Source organism: Coleofasciculus sp. C1-SOL-03 (genome assembly GCF_040220555.1).
Taxonomy (GTDB): Bacteria; Cyanobacteriota; Cyanobacteriia; order Cyanobacteriales; family Coleofasciculaceae; genus Coleofasciculus.
On the sequence record NZ_JAVJUO010000129.1, the window covers coordinates 17,470 to 38,439 of the forward strand.

19 protein-coding genes are annotated in these 20,970 nt (G+C 46.9%); 13 read left to right on the forward strand and 6 right to left on the reverse strand.

Annotation, left to right across the window (positions count from 1 at the left end):
- Positions 1 to 96: 96 nt before the first annotated feature.
- Positions 97 to 2,445, reverse strand: coding sequence for a cation:proton antiporter domain-containing protein (locus tag RIE73_RS19945; RefSeq protein ID WP_446402836.1), 2,349 nt, complete (start codon positions 2,443 to 2,445; stop codon positions 97 to 99).
- A 338-nt stretch (positions 2,446 to 2,783) separates the two neighbouring features.
- On the opposite strand from RIE73_RS19945, the gene RIE73_RS19950 reads away from it, so the two are divergent.
- Positions 2,784 to 3,338: a Uma2 family endonuclease gene (locus tag RIE73_RS19950; RefSeq protein ID WP_446402837.1), complete on the forward strand. Its 555-nt coding sequence runs from the start codon at positions 2,784 to 2,786 to the stop codon at positions 3,336 to 3,338.
- A 335-nt stretch (positions 3,339 to 3,673) separates the two neighbouring features.
- The gene (locus RIE73_RS19955; RefSeq protein ID WP_446402863.1) at positions 3,674 to 4,654 is read left to right on the forward strand and encodes a M23 family metallopeptidase; all 981 of its coding nucleotides are present in this window, start codon (positions 3,674 to 3,676) and stop codon (positions 4,652 to 4,654) included.
- A 231-nt stretch (positions 4,655 to 4,885) separates the two neighbouring features.
- Here the strand turns inward: RIE73_RS19955 and RIE73_RS19960 are convergent, their stop codons facing one another.
- A complete protein-coding gene (locus tag RIE73_RS19960) occupies positions 4,886 to 5,629 on the reverse strand; it encodes a hypothetical protein (protein WP_446402838.1) in 744 nt (247 codons plus the stop codon).
- 231 nt (positions 5,630 to 5,860) lie between these two features.
- On the opposite strand from RIE73_RS19960, the gene RIE73_RS19965 reads away from it, so the two are divergent.
- Positions 5,861 to 6,415: a late competence development ComFB family protein gene (locus tag RIE73_RS19965; protein WP_446402839.1), complete on the forward strand. Its 555-nt coding sequence runs from the start codon at positions 5,861 to 5,863 to the stop codon at positions 6,413 to 6,415.
- Positions 6,416 to 6,675: 260 nt separating this feature from the next.
- On the opposite strand, the gene RIE73_RS19970 is transcribed toward RIE73_RS19965, so the two are convergent.
- Both RIE73_RS19970 and RIE73_RS19975 read right to left on the reverse strand, forming a co-directional pair.
- Complete coding sequence (locus RIE73_RS19970) at positions 6,676 to 7,425, reverse strand: L,D-transpeptidase (RefSeq protein WP_446402840.1); 750 nt, start codon at positions 7,423 to 7,425, stop codon at positions 6,676 to 6,678.
- A gap of 396 nt (positions 7,426 to 7,821) precedes the next feature.
- The gene (locus RIE73_RS19975; protein WP_446402841.1) at positions 7,822 to 7,992 is read right to left on the reverse strand and encodes a PEP-CTERM sorting domain-containing protein; all 171 of its coding nucleotides are present in this window, start codon (positions 7,990 to 7,992) and stop codon (positions 7,822 to 7,824) included.
- Positions 7,993 to 8,070: 78 nt separating this feature from the next.
- On the opposite strand from RIE73_RS19975, the gene RIE73_RS19980 reads away from it, so the two are divergent.
- The 5 genes from RIE73_RS19980 to RIE73_RS20000 all read left to right on the forward strand — a co-directional run bounded on the left by RIE73_RS19980 (position 8,071) and on the right by RIE73_RS20000 (position 13,866).
- A complete protein-coding gene (locus tag RIE73_RS19980; RefSeq protein ID WP_446402842.1) occupies positions 8,071 to 8,805 on the forward strand; it encodes a POTRA domain-containing protein in 735 nt (244 codons plus the stop codon).
- Positions 8,781 to 9,128: a BamA/TamA family outer membrane protein gene (locus RIE73_RS19985; protein WP_446402864.1), complete on the forward strand. Its 348-nt coding sequence runs from the start codon at positions 8,781 to 8,783 to the stop codon at positions 9,126 to 9,128. The genes RIE73_RS19980 and RIE73_RS19985 overlap by 25 nt, the downstream gene beginning before the upstream one ends.
- Before the next feature lie 11 nt (positions 9,129 to 9,139).
- Positions 9,140 to 11,947, forward strand: coding sequence for a two-partner secretion domain-containing protein (locus tag RIE73_RS19990; RefSeq protein ID WP_446402843.1), 2,808 nt, complete (start codon positions 9,140 to 9,142; stop codon positions 11,945 to 11,947).
- 334 nt (positions 11,948 to 12,281) lie between these two features.
- Entirely contained in the window at positions 12,282 to 12,938 is a 657-nt protein-coding gene (locus RIE73_RS19995) for a sigma-70 family RNA polymerase sigma factor (protein WP_446402844.1), read from the forward strand.
- Between the two features lie 406 nt (positions 12,939 to 13,344).
- Positions 13,345 to 13,866 (forward strand): anti-sigma factor family protein, encoded by a 522-nt coding sequence (locus RIE73_RS20000; RefSeq protein ID WP_446402845.1) that lies wholly within the window; start codon positions 13,345 to 13,347, stop codon positions 13,864 to 13,866.
- 231 nt (positions 13,867 to 14,097) lie between these two features.
- On the opposite strand, the gene RIE73_RS20005 is transcribed toward RIE73_RS20000, so the two are convergent.
- Positions 14,098 to 14,499 (reverse strand): gamma-glutamylcyclotransferase family protein, encoded by a 402-nt coding sequence (locus RIE73_RS20005; protein ID WP_446402846.1) that lies wholly within the window; start codon positions 14,497 to 14,499, stop codon positions 14,098 to 14,100.
- 307 nt (positions 14,500 to 14,806) lie between these two features.
- On the opposite strand from RIE73_RS20005, the gene RIE73_RS20010 reads away from it, so the two are divergent.
- The 5 genes from RIE73_RS20010 (at position 14,807) to RIE73_RS20030 (ending at position 17,998) form a co-directional block, all read left to right on the forward strand.
- Positions 14,807 to 15,601 carry an LmeA family phospholipid-binding protein gene (locus tag RIE73_RS20010; protein WP_446402847.1) on the forward strand — a complete coding sequence of 265 codons (795 nt, stop codon included), beginning with the start codon at positions 14,807 to 14,809 and terminating at the stop codon, positions 15,599 to 15,601.
- Positions 15,602 to 15,710: 109 nt separating this feature from the next.
- Positions 15,711 to 16,340, forward strand: coding sequence for a MotA/TolQ/ExbB proton channel family protein (locus RIE73_RS20015; protein ID WP_446402848.1), 630 nt, complete (start codon positions 15,711 to 15,713; stop codon positions 16,338 to 16,340).
- A gap of 97 nt (positions 16,341 to 16,437) precedes the next feature.
- Positions 16,438 to 16,860: a CdiA C-terminal domain-containing protein gene (locus RIE73_RS20020; protein WP_446402849.1), complete on the forward strand. Its 423-nt coding sequence runs from the start codon at positions 16,438 to 16,440 to the stop codon at positions 16,858 to 16,860.
- Between the two features lie 12 nt (positions 16,861 to 16,872).
- Positions 16,873 to 17,319 carry a hypothetical protein gene (locus RIE73_RS20025; protein WP_446402850.1) on the forward strand — a complete coding sequence of 149 codons (447 nt, stop codon included), beginning with the start codon at positions 16,873 to 16,875 and terminating at the stop codon, positions 17,317 to 17,319.
- Between the two features lie 109 nt (positions 17,320 to 17,428).
- Positions 17,429 to 17,998 (forward strand): hypothetical protein, encoded by a 570-nt coding sequence (locus RIE73_RS20030; RefSeq protein WP_446402851.1) that lies wholly within the window; start codon positions 17,429 to 17,431, stop codon positions 17,996 to 17,998.
- A gap of 23 nt (positions 17,999 to 18,021) precedes the next feature.
- On the opposite strand, the gene RIE73_RS20035 is transcribed toward RIE73_RS20030, so the two are convergent.
- Entirely contained in the window at positions 18,022 to 20,850 is a 2,829-nt protein-coding gene (locus tag RIE73_RS20035) for a phospholipid carrier-dependent glycosyltransferase (RefSeq protein ID WP_446402852.1), read from the reverse strand.
- Positions 20,851 to 20,970: the final 120 nt, after the last annotated feature.

Consider the following 20,970-nt stretch of genomic DNA (forward strand, 5'->3'; position numbering starts at 1 on the left):
GGTTTCACGACTATCTTTTCGGTTGCAACCAGATGTAACTAAACCCGCCCTGACTCAGGTGTCATTGGTCATTGGTCATTGGTCATTGGTCATTGGTCATTGGTCATTGGTCCTTTGTCCTTTGTCCTTTGTCCTTTGTCCTTTGTCATTCGTCAGAGTTTGATGAAGCGGAACCTCGGTGATACTACTATCAGGCAGGGGTGTTAACCACTGCTGTAATTGATTTAGGGGATAACTTCCACCACACAATAGCAGGTGATCTTGCTCTCGAATTTCGGCATTCCCATCGGGAAAAGGGATAAACTTCCCTTCTCGACGGATTGCCTGCACCTGAATCCCATATTGACGCCGCCAATGGAGTTGGGACAGGCTTTTCCCGTGGGCTGGACTCTCTTTGGGTATCAACACCCACTGACAGGGAGTACTGGTAGCGGGAGTTGTCATTTCTCCCTTTGCCAACTTCTTAAAGGCAGACAGTTCATCGGGTTCACCCACCGCTAAAAGGTGATCACCTTCCTCCAAACTTACCCCAGCATCGGGATAATCGATTTCCTCACCCTCAGCCCGACGAATAGCCACCAAGCTAACCCCGGTTAAGCGGCGAATATCGGCTTGTTCTAACGTCATACCTGTCAGTGGAGAATTCTCTGGCAAATCATACCACTTACTATTCATCATCTCAGCCGCCGTCCGTAAATCGCGGGCAATTTGAGACTGAGGTTGTTCGGGGCGCAAATCCAAATAATGGGAACTGCGAATTTTTTCCATTTCCTGCTGAATCACCCAATTGGGTACACCAATTCCTGACATCAAATGCGTTGCTAACTCCAAAGACGCCTCAAACTCCGGTTGCACCACCTCTCGCGCCCCCAGTTGGTACAGCAGTTCGATCTCCCGATCCTTATTCGCCCGCACGACGATATCTAAAACTGGGTTTAATTCGAGCGATCGCTTCAAACATAACCGACTACTCATGGCATCCGCCAAGACAATCACCATGGATTTTGCCCGTTCTACCCCAGCTTTATCCAATACGTGTAAACTCGCTGCATTACCATAAACATAGGGAATTCCCGCATCTCGTAATTGCCCAATCACCTGTTCTGACTGCTCAACCACCACGATAGGATAATTATGCTCTCGCATCAGTCGGACTAAATTGCTGCCACTGCGCCCATATCCACAAATCACCACATGATCATTTAACTGTTGGCTATTCAGTGATACGGCTTTCGGAGTTTCCATCGGTTCAAAATACCGTTGTAAGGGCGGGAATTTCTCCAGCCAATTCAATGCCATTGGTGTTAATCGTAACAGAAACGGGGTCACGATTAACGTCACTGCGGTTGTGCCTAAAATTAATAAATAGACCGGGCGAGACACCAATCCCAGAGTTTGCCCTTCACTCGCCAACACAAAAGAAAACTCACCAATTTGTGCTAATCCCAGACCTGCGAAAATTGCCGTTTTTAACGGATAACCAAAGAGTTTCACAATGGGAGTGACAATTAACCCTTTTCCCACCGAAACTAGCAAGACCAATCCCAAAATCAACTCCAGATTCGTCCACAGGAAAATCGGATCAATCAGCATTCCAATCGCCGCAAAAAAGAGGGCAGCAAAGACATCCCGCAGGGGTTCCACATAAGTCAGGGTTTGATCGGCATATTCCACCTCGGAAATCATTAACCCGGCGACAAACGCCCCCATTTCAATTGAGAGTCCTAACTGTTCAGTCAACAAGGCAATACCCAAACATAAACCCACAACCCCAAGTAAAAATAACTCTCGGCTTTCAGTACGGGCAAGGAATCGTAATAACGAAGGAATTAACCATATCCCTACGGCTATGGCACCAGCCGCAAATAGACCAATTTTCAATAGGGCAAGTCCCACCGCTGTCCCAATCACTTCAGTGGGTTGGTCTAAAGCCGGGAGTACTGCTAACATTAATCCCAATGCCAAGTCTTGCACCACCAAAATCCCTAGCATGACTTGCCCGTGGGGGGTTTCGGTTTCGTTGCGTTCCATCAAGCATTTGAGAACCACCGCCGTGGACGACAAGGACAAAATTGCCCCCAGAAACACACCTTGGACAGGAGACGTAACCCAACCCATGCCCAGAGAGGCTAACGTCGTAACTAAGATAGTCAGAACAACTTGCAGTCCGCCCCCACCCAGGGCAATCTTTTGCACTTTTTTCAATTCCGCCAGGGAAAATTCCACCCCCAAGGCAAACAGCAAAAAAGCCACACCAAATTGAGCCAGGGTTTCAATTTGGATCACCTCTTTAATTAGACCCAAACCCGCCGGACCCACAATCATACCCCCGACGATATAGCCCAAGAGCGGAGGTTGACGGCATGAGGATGCCAAAAGTCCGCCAGCCGCTGCTGACGCCAGAACAGATACGAAGTCGATAATCAGTCGGAAGTCTTCTTGCACCGGTGGGTTATCAAAATTAAAGTGCTATATCTTTATAGAATACAAATTTTCTTAAGATTTCCAACAATTTGTTAACTCCTGCAACATTATATATTTCTTGATATACCGTAGGGTGAGCATTGCCCACATCCGTGTCAACTTAAGCCACAACCCTTGCCAATTCTGGTTTACAGCCATTCAAGGCAGACATAGCCTCGCTCCGAGGCATTTCCTTATCGAACTTGGCAGGCGAAAGTATCTCTACTTCAAGAGCTTCCCCAGCTCCCCCAGCTTCCCCTGCTCCCCATTGCCCACCCCCCTTAATTAAGATAATTACAGGAAAACGGGAGCAGATGGGCATGAGTGTAACAACCGCCAGATGGACGCTAGACGATTATCACCGCATGATCAACGTTGGTCTTTTAGATAATCGTCACGTTGAACTATTAAATGGAGAAATTATTGAAATGCCTCCAGAAGGACCAGAACATGCCCAACAGAGTACCGATACCGCTGACTACCTGAGAGAACTACTCTCCGATCAAGCCATTGTACGTGATTCTAAGCCGATTACACTGCCTGAAAGTCGCTCAGAACCCGAACCCGATTTGGCGATTGTGCAACCACTTCGCGCCCTCTACCGAACTCGCCATCCCTATCCTGAAAATATATTTTGGTTGATTGAGTATGCCAATACTAGCTTGAGCAAAGATCTGGATGTGAAGCGAAAGGCTTACGCCGCCGCCGAGATTCAGGAGTATTGGGTTGTAGACTTAAGGCATCGGCAGATCAAGGTATTCCGTGAACCTGTGGAGGGGAACTATCGCTTAGAATTAACGCTGACGACGGGAGAAATTCGTCCACTAGCATTTCCAAGTATCGTGATTTTAGTTCAACGGTTGTTAGAGGGTTAATGATAAAAGGCTAATTTCCTGATAATTTATAGAGTCCAGAAATGCATGATTCTTTCAGTTAACCTCTACAAATGCTTGATCTAAATCAGCCTCGCGTTATCTTGTTTTAGGCGCGTTCTAGTGGCGTGGCACACCTTAATTGGTGGATTAGAATTGTAGGGGCGCATGGCGTGCGCCCAATTTCACCGCCAAATCTATCCCACAATTTTAGCTGTGTCACGCCACTAGGGTTGATTAGCTTTGCCCACCCGAATAAGCGGGTCAACTGGCAAGTCTTTAAGCTAAGTGCTAGTCTATGCTCTAGGATTAATCCAGTTAATCGTTTGCCGATGCCAATGAGCGCCCTTTTAACACACTCTGAAGACATTAAACAAACCCGACTCAACACCCAGAGTTCAGGAATCCCCAGTCAATCGCTTCCAGTCACTCCGCGACGTTTCCCTGCCAAACCATTGGGGATCAAAGGACGATTGACCACAGCGTTAACTGTAGGTCTAGCAACCGTTTTGGCGATCAAGACTCAAGCCGCGATCGCGCTGCAAGTGCGCGTAATCCCAGAAAGTCCTCAGTTAGGGGATACGCTGTCGGTGATGATTGACACAGAAACCACGACTCAACCGCCAAGCGTGTCCATCGGGCAAAAAATCTATCCCGCCTTTCCTGTCACCGCCAATCGCTATCGCGCCTTACTCCCAACCACTCCTCTGGATAAATCCGGACGTTTAGAATTTCAAGTCATTGGGGATGGTGAGGTGAGGAACCTGGCTGTATTTCTGAAAAATCGCTCGTTTCCCACCCAGCGTATCCGACTATCCGGTAGTGCCAACCGATCCGCCACAGAACTGGAACTCAATCGGGTGGCTGAGTTCAAAACATTAGTGACGCCGCAAAAGTTCTGGAATGGACCCTTAGTCAGACCTAATGCAGGTCGAGTGTCTACGGTGTTTGGCGTGCGCCGTTATTATAACGGAGTATTCGCCCAGGATTATTATCATCGAGGGGTTGACTACGCCGCTGGAACAGGTTCACCTGTCGTCGCCCCCGCCGCCGGACGAGTAGCGTTAGTGGGACGAGAATCACAGGGGTTTAATGTCCATGGTAATACAGTCGGAATTGACCATGGTCAAGGGGTGTTGAGTATTATGCTGCACCTAAATCAGATCGACGTTCAAGAAGGAGATTTTGTCCAAGCTGGTCAAAGAATTGGTACAGTGGGTTCAACGGGAGCTTCTACGGGACCGCATTTGCACTGGGGACTGTATGTTCATGGCATTGCTGTAGATCCAGTACCCTGGAGATTTGACGGTATTGAATAATACAGGGTGTGAAGTACCGCTCATTCATGTATGGACAAAACTACCCAAAAGTGATAATCTGACCACATCGCATCCTAGCGGCTAGATGCTATGCCTGTTCAAAGTGCCTTACGGCTTGCCTTTGACTCGATCTGACGAGCCGATTCAATCAAAGGCTTGACCTTGAATTCCCAGTTAGAGACACTGTAGAAGTCATGGCGTGACATCCCAGTGAGGACTTTATTGAGTTGGTTAATCCCGCTCCATACGTGCTCGGAGCGGATTCACTCCGAGCAAGGCGGTTATGGAGCGGGGAAGCCGTTCAGACAAATTCATAGCTCTACGCGCTAGAACTATTGCCGCAGCTTCATCACTGCTCATACCGTACATTCTTAAATACTTTACCAGCGCCAGAAAGCTTGACCATGCTGGATTACGGCGGATGACCTCAATTCCTGCATTGCCACATTGCAACGCTAGTTGCTCAATAAATCGACTATAGGCAAAATTTGACAGCATTCGAGCGTACTTTCTACCACGCTCACGTAACTGTGATTTCTTGACACTAAAATCAAGATTTCCGCACGTTTCGCCTTTAGAGCCAAGAAAGAAGCATTCTGCCTGTGTGCTGATGGTGACGCGAATCGGAGCTGCTTTGAGTGTGGTAATTTGGCGTTCTAGATGGGTGATGTACCGTTTTTTGTGATGGATGGTGAATCGTTTACTTTGCCAGGATGTTTGGCGCGTATCCAGGTAGCAAAATAGTTTCAGATTGGTGGATTGTTTCTTGTTGTGCCACTTGCCAGAGTAATGCTTTCGAGAGTCTTTGAGTGACTTTTCCGCCTTGCGTAGCCAGACAAGTGCGGATTTCAGCTTGCCTTCTAAGTGTTTAACGTGGTTAGCGCGGCAATTTGAAGCGGAGTCAATTTTACCATCTGCATCGGCAATCACCGCGCCTGCTTGACGTTTATTAATTTTGAAAGTCTGTTGAATCAACTAGTATAACACTAAAAAACCGCATCTAAACAATGCGATTTGGAAATCTTCGTACCTCCGATTTCCCGCTGTCCATCCCCACCCTACTTCGTTGAGGGTGGGGATTTCCGCGAAGATGTTAAGTTTTTCTGAAGTTTTCCTGCATCTTATGCACTTATGGGTTTTGTTTGAGGTAAACTCTGGTAAGTCTCCCTTGATCTGAGCGACGAATGGGCAATCTAATCCAACACCATGAGTATTGAAAAAATCGTAGAACAAGCTCTGCAAGATGGTTACTTAACCCCAGTCATGGAAACTGAGGTTGGGCGTATTTGTGATACAGCATCAGAGCTTTCGATCGAAGAATATATGGCGTTGGATCGCCTGATGGGAGCGCTGTTGACGGGTGAAGTCGTCGCCGTTCCGCGCAAGCAGTTTATTAACGTGATGGAGGAGTTGGTACTCACCGAAGCGATCGCGCAAGTGGCTGAAATTGAAGCAACTAGCGATCAGGTGCTGGATGTGGGCGATATTGCCGCCTATGCTCTGAATCGACTTCCCCCTCTGTACGCTACCACAGAAGAAGGGGCAAAATACCAACGTCAGCGAGCCAAAGAAGAACTGCAAGAGTTGATTACTCAGCAAGTGGATACGGCGATCATGCAAAATCAGCATCGACCCGATTTTGGCTCTGAACGCCAAGCTCTTCGTAGAGGTAGCGGTAAAGATCTGTTCCAGCAGGTGAGTTCCTTACTCCAAGATTACGCGCCCAACTTTGAACCCAAATCTGATCTCAAAAGTCCCTAGAGGCGTTGGGAAGATGAGGGAGATGAGGGAGATGGGGAAGATGAGGGAGATGGGGGAGATGGGGGAGATGGGGGAGATGAGGGAGATGGGGGAGAAAACAAATAACGTAGCTTGCTTCTCGCTTCGTGAGTGTGGCGAATGACAAATGATATGATGTCCGGCAAATCACCCTTAATAAAAAAGCCCGAAACCCTTGCGGTTACAGCATTGCTATTATGGGTAATTCACCGGACTTGATCTGACGAATGACGAATGACAAATCATTTCCGCACCAAGATAGGCGTTCCGACTTGAATCTGTTCATACAACGCCTGAATATCAGCATTTCGCATCCGTAAGCAGCCGTGAGAAATTGGCTTACCCACTAGATCTTCATCATTAGTACCATGAAAGCCGATCTGATGGTGTTCGTCAGACCAAAATCCGATCCAGCGATCGCCTAAGGGATTATCAGGTCCAGTCGGAATTAAATCACCAGTAATCGGTTGTCGCCAGATGGGGTTGCGCTGCTTGCGGAGAACCTTGAAGCTACCCGTTGGCGTTTCCCAACCGGGTTGACCCACAGCAACTGGATAGCTAGCGAGTTCTTGCTCTCCCCAGTAACTATACACCTTGGCATCACTCAAATCCACAACTAATCGCACATCCAAAGCGATTATCGCCTGATTCAGATAGGGAGTCAGGGGTGATACTTGGGCGATCGCGTTTCGCTCAGAAGCACCTGGATGAGGTAGAATTAATCCGGCTAAGGGAACAGGCGCATCTAATCCCCATCCCCAATTAAGGGTCATTCGCTCTCTTATCCATTCACCATATTTCCCCAGTGGCTGAGGCGAATCCAAATCGCTCTGATCCTCTCGATCCAGAAATGTCCTCTGAACCGATTGGGCAATCTCCGAGGGGAGTGGTATTGATTGACGTTGTTGCCAAGCTACTGACAATAATAATCCGGCTGACCCAAAGCAAAGCAGCATCAAGCTAGTTTTTAGTGAGGATGTTCCGTCCATCATGACTTAGAAGGCTATCACAACCAGGCTAACTCTACCCTATCTCAACCAGTGAGTCTGAGTTCACTCTAGTACTGATAAGGCTTGATTTTAACGAGGTTATAGCACTACGCATTGAGGTTAGGACAATAAAATTAGGTGAAAAGGCAATAGGGAATAGGCAATAGGCAACAGAGTAATGTCCTAACGTATGCCCGTAATGCTATAACAAATAGCAGGAGATAAGGCAGCTAAATCTTTCAAACGGATATAATGAAAGCCAAATATCCCCCACCTAGACTAACGCTAACACCAAAATTAGCGAAAAGGCAGGGGATGATCTTAAATTTTTGAATTAATTGAAATTTTTAGCCAGCAAACTAGGCAAATTTCAGTGAGTTAGTTACTCTTGGTTTCTACCTAGCTGCACTTACGTTTTAGTGTTGAAACAGCACCGAAAGTACCAACCAATGCCAAACCTAGCATAGACGCTGGTTCAGGCACAGGTTCAGGCTCAGGTGGCATTATTTCTCCGACAAGTTTCTCTTCAATCAGTGGCAACATTGCCCATCTAATCCTGAAAATCCCCATGTTTTAATCCTTACCGATACCAGTACGCTAGACCAAGACTCCTCTGATATCGAACCCCCAGCAGCGGATTCCCCAGAAGTGCTGCGCTTTCCGATCACAGAATTCCGCCTCCAAGGTAACACCTTGCTCTCAGATGCTGTATTGCAAGCTCAACTTCAAGACTATATAGGTGATCATCAAACCCTTGCTGATTTAATTGCAGCACGGGAATCCCTAATTGAAGCTTATCGTCAGGCTGGTTATTCCCTGGTGAGCATTAGCCCGCCTCAACGCTTAACACTCGATGGTGTGTTTCTGATTGACATCACCGAAGTTAAGGTTTCTGATATTACGATTAGTGGCAATAGCCACTTCAGCGATGAGAGTATCCGCGCTGCTTTACCGGAACTGCAAGAAAACCAGACTCCTAACCTGAATGTCCTCTCTCGCCAGTTATTTCTGGCAAACGACAACCCCTCCCGCGAACTCATCCTGGATTTTCAACCTGTAGCATCAGGACAAACCAACATCGAAATCAACGTTGAAGACCAAAACCCCCAACGTTGGTCACTACGATTAGATAATACTGGTACTGAGGAGACAGGCCAGACTCGCTTGAGTCTGATCACCCAAAATAGCAACGTTTGGAACAGAGGTCATCTTGCTGCCTTCAGTGTTAGCGTGTCTCCAGAAAAGTTGGACAGGGTAAAGCAGTTGGGATTATTCTACCAAGCCCCTATTCCCCGGTGGGGTGATGTAATTAATTTCAGCACCTTCAGGGGGAAGGTCAATATGCAGGAGAACCCCTCATTTCTGGGGAACAGTTTGGGTTAGGCGGGTTACGTTCTATTCGAGGATTGGAGGAACGCGAGATAGCCGGGGATAACGCCCTGCGAGCAAGTCTAGAAGTTTACACCCCAGTTTTGGGAAAGGGTCACCGCTTCTTGGCTTTTACCGACATTGGGCAATACTGGCGTGAAAATACCTTGCCGGGAGAACCGGATCAAGACAGTATTTGGACTGTTGGGTTAGGCTGGCGTTGGGATGACCAAAACCGTTTCAGTAGTGCTGTGGATTTAGGTTATGTACTGGATGGAGCTGTGATTAGCGATTCCGGTGATCTCCGCGTACATTTCAGCCTAGTGTATTCGTTTTAGGAGTAAGAATTATGACAGGCTACGCCAAATTTAAACGTGTACTCATTGCTCTAATACTTGCTAACCTCTGCACTCCAGCTCATGCCAATCCCACCAACCCCACAGTTGTCAATGGCACCGCTACTTTCGCCAATCCCAGTCCTGAGATTCTGGAGATTACGAACTCGGCTGGAACAATTATCAACTGGCAGGAATTTTCCATCAATCTGGGTGAGATTACCCGTTTCCTCCAGCCAGATTCTAGTAGTGCTATTCTCAACCGTGTTATTGGTACTGACCCATCCCAGATTTTAGGGACATTACGGTCTAATGGGCGAGTATTTCTGATTAATCCTAACGGTATCGTTTTTGGCGCTGATGCTGTGGTAGACGTGCAGGGGCTAATTGCCTCGACTCTAGACCTATCTAACCAGGATTTCTTGGACGGAAACTATCGCTTCGGGCAAATTGGTGGTGGCACTCCGATTACGGTGGAAAATGGAGCGCAAATTACTACCGCAACGGCTGGGGATGGAGGTCAGGTGTGGCTAATGGCTAAGACTATTCAGCAGGCAGGTAATATTACGACACCGGGCGGTCAGACGGTTTTAGGAGCGGGTACAGAGGTCGTCTTAGCTGAATCGCCTCTGGGCAATATGATCTTCACTGTAACCACAGACGGTACTAACGATATCCAGAGCTTAGGAACCATTGCTGCCCAACGGGGAGTCGCTGGATTATTTGCTGATAACATCACCCATAGCGGTACGATCAACGCTCAGAGTGCAGTTGGGACTCAAGGACTGGTAACCATCAATGCTGAGAATAACCTCACTATCCAGGATGGCGGTGTCATTAACGCTAATAGCAGCGATGGTAGCAATGCCAGCCGTATTAACCTGAATGCAGGTAACCAGTTAGAGGTGCAGCGTCTTGCTGAAATTTCAGCAGATGGTCATCCCAGTGGTGGAAATGGAGGGGACATAACCCTGACAGCTTGGGATTTGCGGATCTCGCCCGTAGCCAATAGTTACAGTAATTTACACGCTAGCGATCGCGATGGTAATGGTTCAGGAGTTAGCGGTACAGTTATGCTCAACCAAACAGGTGATTCCACATTACAACCTCAAGGAGAATTAACCATCACTGACGCGGTGGAAGTCCAAGAATTTGCCAGTATCACGACTCTAGCTGATGGCGGTTTTGTTGTCGTGTGGGATAGCAACCAGAATTCGCAAAGTAGTAATTTTGACATTTATGGGCGACGCTACTATGCTAGTGGTAATCCTGTCGGAGCGGAATTTGTCATCAGCAATGCAGCCAATCAAGAGTTATTTCCTAGCGTCACAGCCTTAGTAGACGGTAGCTTTGTGGTGATATGGCAGGACAACGAAAATGCTTTGCAAAAGGACATTCACGGGCGACTCTTCCGAGTAGACGGTACGGATTCAGAGTTTGTTGTCAGCGATGCAACGGGTACTCAATCAAATCCTACCGTCACAGCATTAGCCGATGGCGGTTTTGTCGTGGCTTGGGATGACTCGCAAACTAACAGTCCAAATATTTACGGACGGCGCTATGGGGCAGATGGCATCGCCAGTCCAGAGTTTATCATCAGCAATACGGCGACGAGGCAGGAATTTCCTGATATTACGGCATTAGCCGATGGCGGTTTTGTCGTAACCTGGGAAAATCGTGAGACTGGCGACCTAATTAATATTAAGGCACGGCGCTATGGAGCAGATGACACCGCAGGTGAAGCGTTTGTGATCAGCGAGGCAATGGATTCTCAGCGCCATCCTACGATCACGGGTTTAGCGGATGGCGGTTTTGTCGCCACCTGGCTGAGGGATCAGGGTGGTAATCGTAGTCTTTACGGACGACGTTATCAGGCAGATGGAACGTCAGGTGAAGCGTTTGCGATCGCGGATACACTAATTGGTGACGTGATCAATTCCACGGATGTTACGGCTCTAGCAGATGGAGGCTTTGTGGCAGCGTGGCAGAGTTCTGGTAACGATAGTGATGTGTTCGGACGGCGCTACAGCGCAGATGGAACCGCAGGTGAAGCGTTTACCATCACCAGTGCAACGGATTTTCAGTTCAACCCGACGATCACAGGTCGAGCCGATGGTGGGTTTGTCGGAGCTTGGCAAAATGGCTCGCCTGAGACTAGCAATATCTCCGGTGACGTCTTTGCTCAAGTTCCGGCTCCTTTGACTCCACCAGACAATCGGGTTACTGGTGAAGTCGGTTCAGTAGCTAGTTTTAACACCCGTCCTGGTTTAAGTAATGGTGTATTAAATCCTCCCCCAGATGATGGTGGTATGATGCCTCCCCCAGATGATGGTGGTTTGGTTTCTACCCCCCAAGAGGACAGTAATAGTAATGCAACCACTACCGAAATGTTCTTCCGCCAATCCCCGGAAATTGACCAAGAACTCACTCTGGCTAATGGTGTATGTCAAAATCTCATCCAGGAACCGAAACGAGGACCATTGCCAGAGGATGGAGTTTATGAGCGCGTTTTGACGACAACCGCAACTGAATTAGACTGCCGAAGACAGTGGGACGATCAGATGCACCCGGAAGCCTTGGGTAAGGGATGGAACAATCTGAATCAACTGCCAGCAGAAGAGCAAGCCTACGCCCAAATGGTAGGTGAGGAGGAATATACCCTAACCCAACAAATGTCTTGGAGAGCCAGACAAGCCTACTGGAGTGAACGCGCTCACAAGCAAGCGTCCTTAAATCCAAAGGAGTTTGCCAGTTATATCAACCAGATACGCAGTCTATCTGAAACCGAGCGCGTGCAGTATTATGAAGAACTGGCTAGGTAAACCTTTTTTCTGATATCTTGCACCTTTGTCAGTCAACCCAGATGAGGGAGATAAGGGAGATAGGAAAGCAGTTTAATGCAAATGGTGCAAGATGTGAGTTTTTCCGGATAGGATGTCTTTCCTCTAGAAGAATGATGATAGGCTTTTCCAGATGCCATATTGAAACTTGACGGGAAACACTACCCGTTTGGAGGATGTACTTGGTAGGTTTGAATAGAGATAATTAAAATTTAGTTTATTCACCCCAACCAAGCCTTTGCTAATCTAAGCGGGAACTCTACGTGAAGTCAGGCGTCTGTGAAAAGTAAGGATGTTCTAGCACCCATTACCATCCATGAGCCAATCGATTTCTCTATCCTGGTCACCGGTTGAGGTCACACCCGATAATGTGACGGTGCAACCTGAAAAACTCTCGAACTACGATTTAATTTTGCGCTGTCAGGACGGTATTACTCCTGACCGAGCAGCTTTTGCTGAACTACTGCGCCGCTATCAGTCCCATGTGGAGAAGGTGTTATACCATCTGGCTCCAGATTGGCAGGACAGACCGGACTTGGCGCAAGAAGTTTGGATTAGAGTTTACCGGAATATTAAGCGCCTCAAGGAACCCGTCAAATTTAAGGGTTGGTTGAGTCGTATCACGACCAATCTTTTCTATGATGAGCTACGCAAGCGCAAGCGGGTAGCTCCGCCATTGTCCCTGGATGCACCGCGTCGGATGGATGATGGTGAGATGGATTGGGAAATTGCCGCTGATGGTCCAAGTCCGGAAGACAATATGGCAACGCGGGAATTTTACGCCCAACTACGGGAAGCCATTAAAGACTTGCCAGAAGCATTCCGCACGACGATTGTCTTGCGAGAAATTGAAGGGATGGCTTATGAAGAGATTGCCGAAATTACAGGCGTATCCCTGGGAACCGTCAAGTCGCGTATCGCTAGAGCCCGCTCAAGACTGCAATCTCAACTGCAACCCTATCTAGATGTTTAATTGTCTCCGGATTAGAATGGGGAAATTGTTCCCCTAAACCAAAGTTCATTCTATGATGGGATATATAACATCTTGGAGCGAGTAATTCCAAACACTTGAGGGCAATGGAATGAAGGGTGTAGTCGTTCACTCAAGTCTTGCGTTACCCTGGCTAAGGTCAACTTTCAACTACTATTTGATTTGCCAAGCTGCAAAAGCTGGCAAGTTAATGGTCAAAGTTAAACCTTATCAGCCAATACAACAGTGGGGCTGGGCATCTCCTCACTATAAAACGCCAACAGCGTAATTGATCAGATTACGACCAAGGAAGCCCATACGCTCTCTCGAATAGAGTCAGTGTGGGAGGATGTCACAAACGATAACGATCCATAATTGAGCGCTAGTGAAGACTCGGTGGTGATCTAAAATGAACTCTAATTTTGATGCTCATAACTGTTCCGGGCAAGAAGCTGCCAGAGACATGGATAGTCTACAGCGCGATCGCTTTGAACTTATCAGTGCCTACATTGATGGTGAGGTGACAGCAGCCGAGCGCTATCAAGTGCAAGATTGGTTGGCAAACGATGCCAATAGTCAACACTTGTATACTCGACTGATGAAGCTACGCCAAGGACTGCACCAGCTCCCTGTACCTGCCACTCAGGTAACCGCTCAAGAGACGGCAAATCAGGTGTTTACCCGCATTGATCGCCGCCGCCTACGGAACACCATGGTTTGGGGGGGTGCCGCGATCGCCGCGATGTTTGTCAGTGCCTTTTCTGGGATACTCCCTGGTAGTCAGTTGATGCCACGGTTAGCTCAAACTCCTGTAACCGAAGAGGCGGCGGAACCTCTGATGATCGCCGTGAACCGTCCAGTTATCCAAATCCCTAAGGCTAAAAGTGCCTCGCCGGAAAATTTCGTTGATTCTGCCATCTTCAATCCCTAACTATCCTGTCGCTGGCAAGAAAACAGAAAAATATCTCTCTATTCAATATTCAATGCCCCATTTCCTTTCAGATGGGGTATTCATCATTTAGGGCTTGCTGCACAAAGCCAAAACCCTTAGCTATCAACACTTGGAGCCGTAGAGCTCCCCCTGCTCCCAGACGTAGCATGCTACGTCTCTACATTGCTTCCCCTGCTCTCTAACCCCACCACAAGACTTATTCAGCAGACCCTAATTTATAGGACTCCACCAACCGGAAGCAATGAGTGTACCCCCTAAACGCTGCACTCGCTCAGGTTGCATCAGGTAGATCCAAGCCTGTCCTAACGATTGGTTCGCCAGATCATAAATCGTCACTTGTTGCCGATAATATTCATTGTCCTCTGGGTTTCGCTGGGAATTGTAGTCTTCCAGCTCATCCAAGACGGTTAAAAGGGTTGGCTCAGTCAACGTCAGTAAAAATCCCCGCACCGGACTATTTCCAGGGGTCATTGCTGGATAGCCGATGGGCAAATTAAACAGTTGACCCAACGCGATCGCAGGTTGGGCGGCTACCACTTTGCCTTCACAGTAGCGTTGATAATTGACTTCCCCAGGTTTGAGAGTCCCGTAAACAAACACCCGGATGGACATACTCCCCTCCTAATCTTTTGACCATCTTGGACTAAGCTTTGAAAATAATTGATCAGAGTTCATGGTAGAGTTTAAGGGTTGAAGTTACCAAAACTGTTCCCTGTTACCTGTTCCTGTCCCTCGCCTTAACCAAAACTAATCATTAACTTCAGAAATTCTATTCCTATAGCTAGACCCCAAGTCACCCTTAGGTCTATGCTATGTGCCAATTTTCAATATCCATCAATATTCCCACTGTGAGATTGCTGAAGGCTTCACATTTTGTTACAAATGTAAAGAGACAACTCACGTGGATAACAGGACTACTATGCTCGGTGGCTTTGCCGGTTTTACCAACCCGTCTGGTACAGATTGGGGCGAACGGATGCTCAATACCGTCGCCAGCAATACGATTCGCCACCTCTTTACTCGCAGTGAGTCTGTCGAGGTTTCGGTGCGCTGCAATCCCTCCAGTAAACTGTTGCAGGGTAGCATTGATAGCTTTAAGATGCAGGGGCGAGGCTTGGTGATCCGTAGACAGTTTCGGACCCAGGAGATGTCCTTTGAAACAGACGCTGTGTCCTTGGACTTCAGTTCTGTCCTCAAGGGTCAGATCCACCTGAAGCAACCCACCCAAGCGATCGCCCAAGTCGTGTTGACAGAACCCGATATCAACCAGGCGTTTAAAGCCGAACTGGTGAGAAAGCGGTTAGAAAATATTTCCATTCCCGAATTGGAGGATATCACCGGGGGTAAACCAATTTCCTTCACCGACGTGCAACTCAAGCTGCTTCCCAATAACCGGATTCAGCTTTTTGCCAAAGTCAACCTTCCTGATCAGGAGTTAGTTCCAATTAACATGACTTCAACTCTGGCTGTGGAACGGCGGCGGCGGATTCTCTTCAAAGACTCTCAGTTTGAACCGGATACGATTCCAGAGGAAATGCGCGACACCTCTGAAGCCTTAACGAATGCTCTGGATAAGATTTTGAATAACATGGTGGATCTGGATCGCTTCAATCTTGATGGCGTGACGATGCGAATCAATCGCCTGGAAACCCAAGGACAGCAACTGATATTTAGTGGTTATGCCCAAATTGACCGCATTCCTAATAATCCGTAACCATTAAGGGGGTGTAGGGTGTAGGGTGTAGGGTGTAGGGTGCGGGGGAGACAAGGCGAACAAGGAAAAATTTGCCCTCTTTTCCTCTTCCTCCTAATTGAGCAACTGCATGTCATTGAACGCCTTCTTTTCCTTGGGTGGGGTAGTTATGTTGCCCCTATTAGTGCTTTCTATCTTAGCGATCGCACTAATTTTAGAACGGATCAATTTTTGGCGACGAGTCACTCAGCGCCAGAACCGTTTGATGCGAGAAGTGCTGCACCTGTATCAACAAAATCCCCCCGAAGCCTTTCTCAAGCTGGAACAAAATAGTGATCTGCCGATCGCCCGAATTTTTCTCGCGGCGTTGGAACTCAAACGTCCCACTCCCGAACAATTTCGCCTCGCCCTCGAAAGTGCGGTGCAAGCGGAGTTACCGATTCTCAAGCGGTTCAACACGGCATTTGAGACCATCATTAGTGTCTCACCTCTACTGGGACTTTTAGGTACAATTTTAGGATTAATTGACGCCTTTGCTGCCCTACAGATTGGGGATATTGGCGGTCAAACCACGGTAGGTGTGACAGGTGGGATCAGTGAAGCCTTAATTTCCACCGTCGCCGGATTGAGTGTCGCGATCGCGACTCTAATCTTTGCCAACACCTTTCGCGGATTATATCGGCGTCAACTTGCATTGATTCAAGAGTATGGAGGAAAGTTGGAACTGCTTTATCTCGGTTATTACGAGCGAATTAAATAGCGATGGGCGCATCAAAATTTAAAACCCTTCCCCCTTTACCCGGTGTAGAAACAGAACCATAATCATGTATAATTAAATAGATTTAATAGGACTCCTGATGAGCGAATCCTATGTAAATAGAAACCCTAGAGCAACATCAGACGAAATTAAAATTGGCGAATTTTTGAATCGTCAAGCTCAATTGGGTCAACTTTCAGGAGTCATCCGGGTAGAAGGTGCAGCAGAAATACCAGGTAGTCGCCGTGGAAATTATCGCTTTATTCATCCAGACGGTAGCCAAACCTCTGCTGACTTAATGCAGCCTCAAAGCAAACGAACTAGGAGTATCGCCCAAAATATCATAGAAAAAAGCAATCAAGCGAAGATTGTCGTGATTGAACTAGCTAGAGGAGAAAGTAACCAAATTACAATTGATCAAGCTCAAAACATGGCTGATGGTGTTCTCTCCACACCCGATTGCGGACTTATCCGAATTATTATTATTAAAAACAATCACATTATCGTTGATATCTTCCATTAAGAGGAATTCTCCATGCCCAAGCTCACTTGTTTATGCGGTGAAAACATCAATTTATCACCAATTCCCAATCCCCAAGGATTCAAGCTAGTCTGGGAACCTTTACGGGAAAAATTAATTGAGGAACTGATTACGGCTTACTCCGTCGCCAAATCTGAGCAAGAATTTGAAGATTTAATCTACAAACTACTTTATCCTCGGAATTCAGAATTTCCCCAAGTTTATGAATGTTCAAATTGTCAACGAATTGCGGTATTTGCTAGTGCATCTGATAGTCAAACTACAGTTTGGTACGAGCCAAAATTTAAGGAAGGAACAATAAATTCAATCCGTTCTCTAGTAGAAATTTCCCCAGACGAAGAAAAAGCCCAATCACCCCAATCAGATTATGATAATCGAGCAACTCCAACTCTCAAAAATAAATTGTCAAGCTTTTCAAGAGGAAAAAATCGTGATAAATAAATCTGATTTGTTAGGTCTTGGGCTAAGTTTTTCTGTTGTTGTTTCTACAACTCTACCTGCATTAGCTCAGTATTCTGTTCCCAGTCATCCACAGGTGAGGAATCAGGGCATGACACAACCCCAGCCAGCAATGGCAATTGTTGTCAGCTTTCCAGAATCCGTTGTTTTTGATATCGGTCAAAATCAAACAGTACCTATCACTCTGTATCTAGCTCAACCCCTTCAAAATAGTGCTGGGAATGTAATAGTTCCTGCTAATTCTCCAGTTGAAGCTTATCTGGTTTCCCACGAGAGTGGTGCATTTATTGTCGCTCGCTCTCTGGTTGTGAACGGTCAACTTATTCCAATTCAAGCAAATAGCAATTTCTTGGAAGGGAAAACAGTCACTGTAAGAAGCGGAACTGACAAAGCTCAAGTATGGGGATCTACGTTCGCTCGTATCGCCCATGGAGTCGTAGCACCTCTGAGTAATGGCAATCTTAATGAAGTTTACAAATATGCTGCTATTGCCGATGGAGTTGCTCATTTAGCGGGAGCATTTTCTACAGAGAAAGCACGAGTGGTAGAAATTCCTCAAGGAACAACGTATATACTAAGATTACAAACGACTCCTTCATCCTCCACAACTGCTTCTCCCCAAGTTGAAGCTCAACCCATTCCAGGTAACATTTTCAATTGAGGTCAAAACTCTCAATTAATGACTCATGATTCATTTCTCAATTGATCAATAAAATACCAGGTTTTGACTAAATTCCCTTGCATCAGGGCAGCAACTCCAGAAAGGGCTTGAACTTCTGGCAGATTTGGATTGAGACTTAAAGCAGGCTTGAGCGCAGTTTGGGCATCTTGACCCCGCCATTCATATAAATAAACGAAAGCCAAATAAGCATGAGCATAAGGATTTTGGGGATCAAGCTGAACGACTTGCTTTAACGCTGCGATCGCACTCTGGGAATCTACCTGTAAAACCCTAGACAAAGCTTGAGCATAAGCCCAGTCTAACCGTTTTGGTTCCAACTTTAACCGATGAGTTAACGCCAAATCTGCCTGCACCAGATAGTCTTGAATTGGGTCATACTGATTAATTCGACCCGTTTGTTCAAAGATAGCCTCCAGGGAGTCAGCACCATTGGGCAAAGTCGCCGCTAATGTGCGAAATTGGGTAATTAGGTCTAATTCTGGTGCAGGTGTTGTAGACGCTTTGGGATCAATTTTTATTTGAACGGCTGGTACTGATAGGGGATAGGTTTCCCCCGTCTCTCGATTCAAATAGGTGGCGTTTAATGTATACGCTCCCGCTGGAATATCTGCCGGAGGTAACATCGCCATGTCTTCAACAACTTTGTACTTGGACGATTGATTGGTGACGGTTGATAGCCGACGGTTGTTTGTTGACTTCGGAAACAATTTTCCCATGGCAATACCATGATCATGTAACCATTGATATTGATCTCCTGCTTCCAGCGAATGCCAGGTTAATAACACAATTCCCGATTGTAACGGTTGCCAATCTCCTGTCCATTCATACGTAACAGGTACAGGGAAACCAGGGGGCGCTGTCTCTGGGACAATCACCTGATTTAATTGAATTTTATCTAACCCTTCGACTACGCTTAAGGGCAGGCTGTTGAATAAGGGGTTATTTTGTTGTTCATTCATTGGCGAAGAGGGCGGGTTTTGTTGAACATTTATTGGTGGGTAGGGTGGGTTTCGTTGTTCATTTATTGGTGAGTATCTGAATTGAGTTCCTAAACCCACCCCTACAATTGGGTCTAAACCCACCCCTACAATTGGGTTTAAATCCGCCCCTACAATTGACTGTTTACTGTTGACTGTTGCGACCTCGAAAAATGGCTGATGTCGGTGATAAAGCTTGAGCAGACTACCATCCGGTAAATCCCACGTCTTCTGAAGTTGGAAGTCTCCGCCTTTTTCAACCTTCTCTACTATAGCCGTTTGCGCTTCAGGAACAGACCCTTGATCCCCTGTTTTTGTCACAAACCAAGATAGTGATCGCGCATCCTGTTCAACCTGCTTGTCTCGTACTCCCACCTGACGCCCATACACCTGAAAATCCCGCAACGCCCCATAATAATTTAAATTATGCTGATTAATTTCCGGCGTTGACGGTAATACCCCTAACGTTGTCTGTAAATTGGGAGAAGTTTGGATAATTTCATCAATCACCTGAGCCAGCGGAACAGGTTCTCCCAAATAAGGAAAATGTTGAACAAGCGGCGCAAGAACTTGAGTTAAAAAACCACCGCCCAAAGGAAACAAATTCAGCACCATTAACACCAACGCCAACCCCACCGTTCCCCAGCGAACCGACTTACCCCAACCCCCTTGCCAAAGAACCAACCCCGATGCTAAAACTACCGAAAATACAGGTAACAATGGCAAAATATACCGTGCATCCTTATTCACATTCAGAGAAGACAATAAATACCCCCCAACCAAAAACACAGCCAGCCAACCTAACCCACCCAACCCATATCCTTTATGAAACCCTCTGCGCCCCTCTGCGTTAACCTCTGCGCCCCTCTGCGTTGAAAAAACATCCTCCCCTTCCCCACCCCAAACCTTCTCTTTTTTCCGCCAATAAAGAATCAAACCCACAATCGGCACAAGCAACAGAACCCACGACACCAAATAAGGTAAAATCTTCCCATAATAAAGCCAAGCCTCCAAAGTATTCAGCGCCGGATCACCCTCTGCGATCGCGGAATCTAACGTGGCTCGTTTGCCAGAGGTTAAAATGAGTAGCCAGTTGGTGCGATACCAGGGATAAAATACCAACCCAGACACCAACAATCCCACAATTAACTGAGCGAAGCGTCCCCAATTTCGCCGTCGAATTGTTCCCGCCATAACCCAGATAATCGGTATAAATAGAAAGAATAGCGCCGTTTGCTTGACCATTAGCGCTAATCCCAGAGATAAGCCAAAGATTATTGCCCAGAGTATAGATTGGTGATTGGTTGGGGATTTAGCAATTACAGGTTTTAAGCTTTGATTTCGCCAAACCGTGAGACAGAAGAAACTTAGAGTAACAACAGCAGTCAGTGGATAATCCAGCAGAAATTCTAAACGATAACGATAAAGTCCCGGTAAAAGCACCGTTAATCCAGTCGCCCATAATCCAACCCGACGATTGAAAAGTTGGACACCCAAGCCATAAACCGAACCAATAAGAATAGCATGAAAGAGTAACAGAACCAGCGTCGCTTGATCCGTTCCCCGACCAAAAACATGTTGAATAATCGCCGTAGCGATATACGTAAACGGCGGTATTTTAGACGAAAGTTGCCATAAATTCGTCCACCATTCCCCAGAGAACCATTCAGGATGCTGCAACGCTTGCCAATAATTTAACGAACCCGTCAAATAATCCGCCTGATCCCAAGCTGGGACAGACTTGTCCAGCGCAAACCACAGGCGATCGCACAACGCGCTGGCTAGCCAAATTAGTCCCAAAATTCCCAGATATTTACCGTTCCCCGTTTTCCACCACTGTAATCGGTTGTTCATGGTTGATTGTTGATTGTCTGCTTTCTTTGTCCAATAACCAGCAACTACTCACTATAGCGGAGTTTCTTAAGTTACCTTAGAGAGAAAGCTGCCATCTTAACTAGAATGGCACTGAAAATT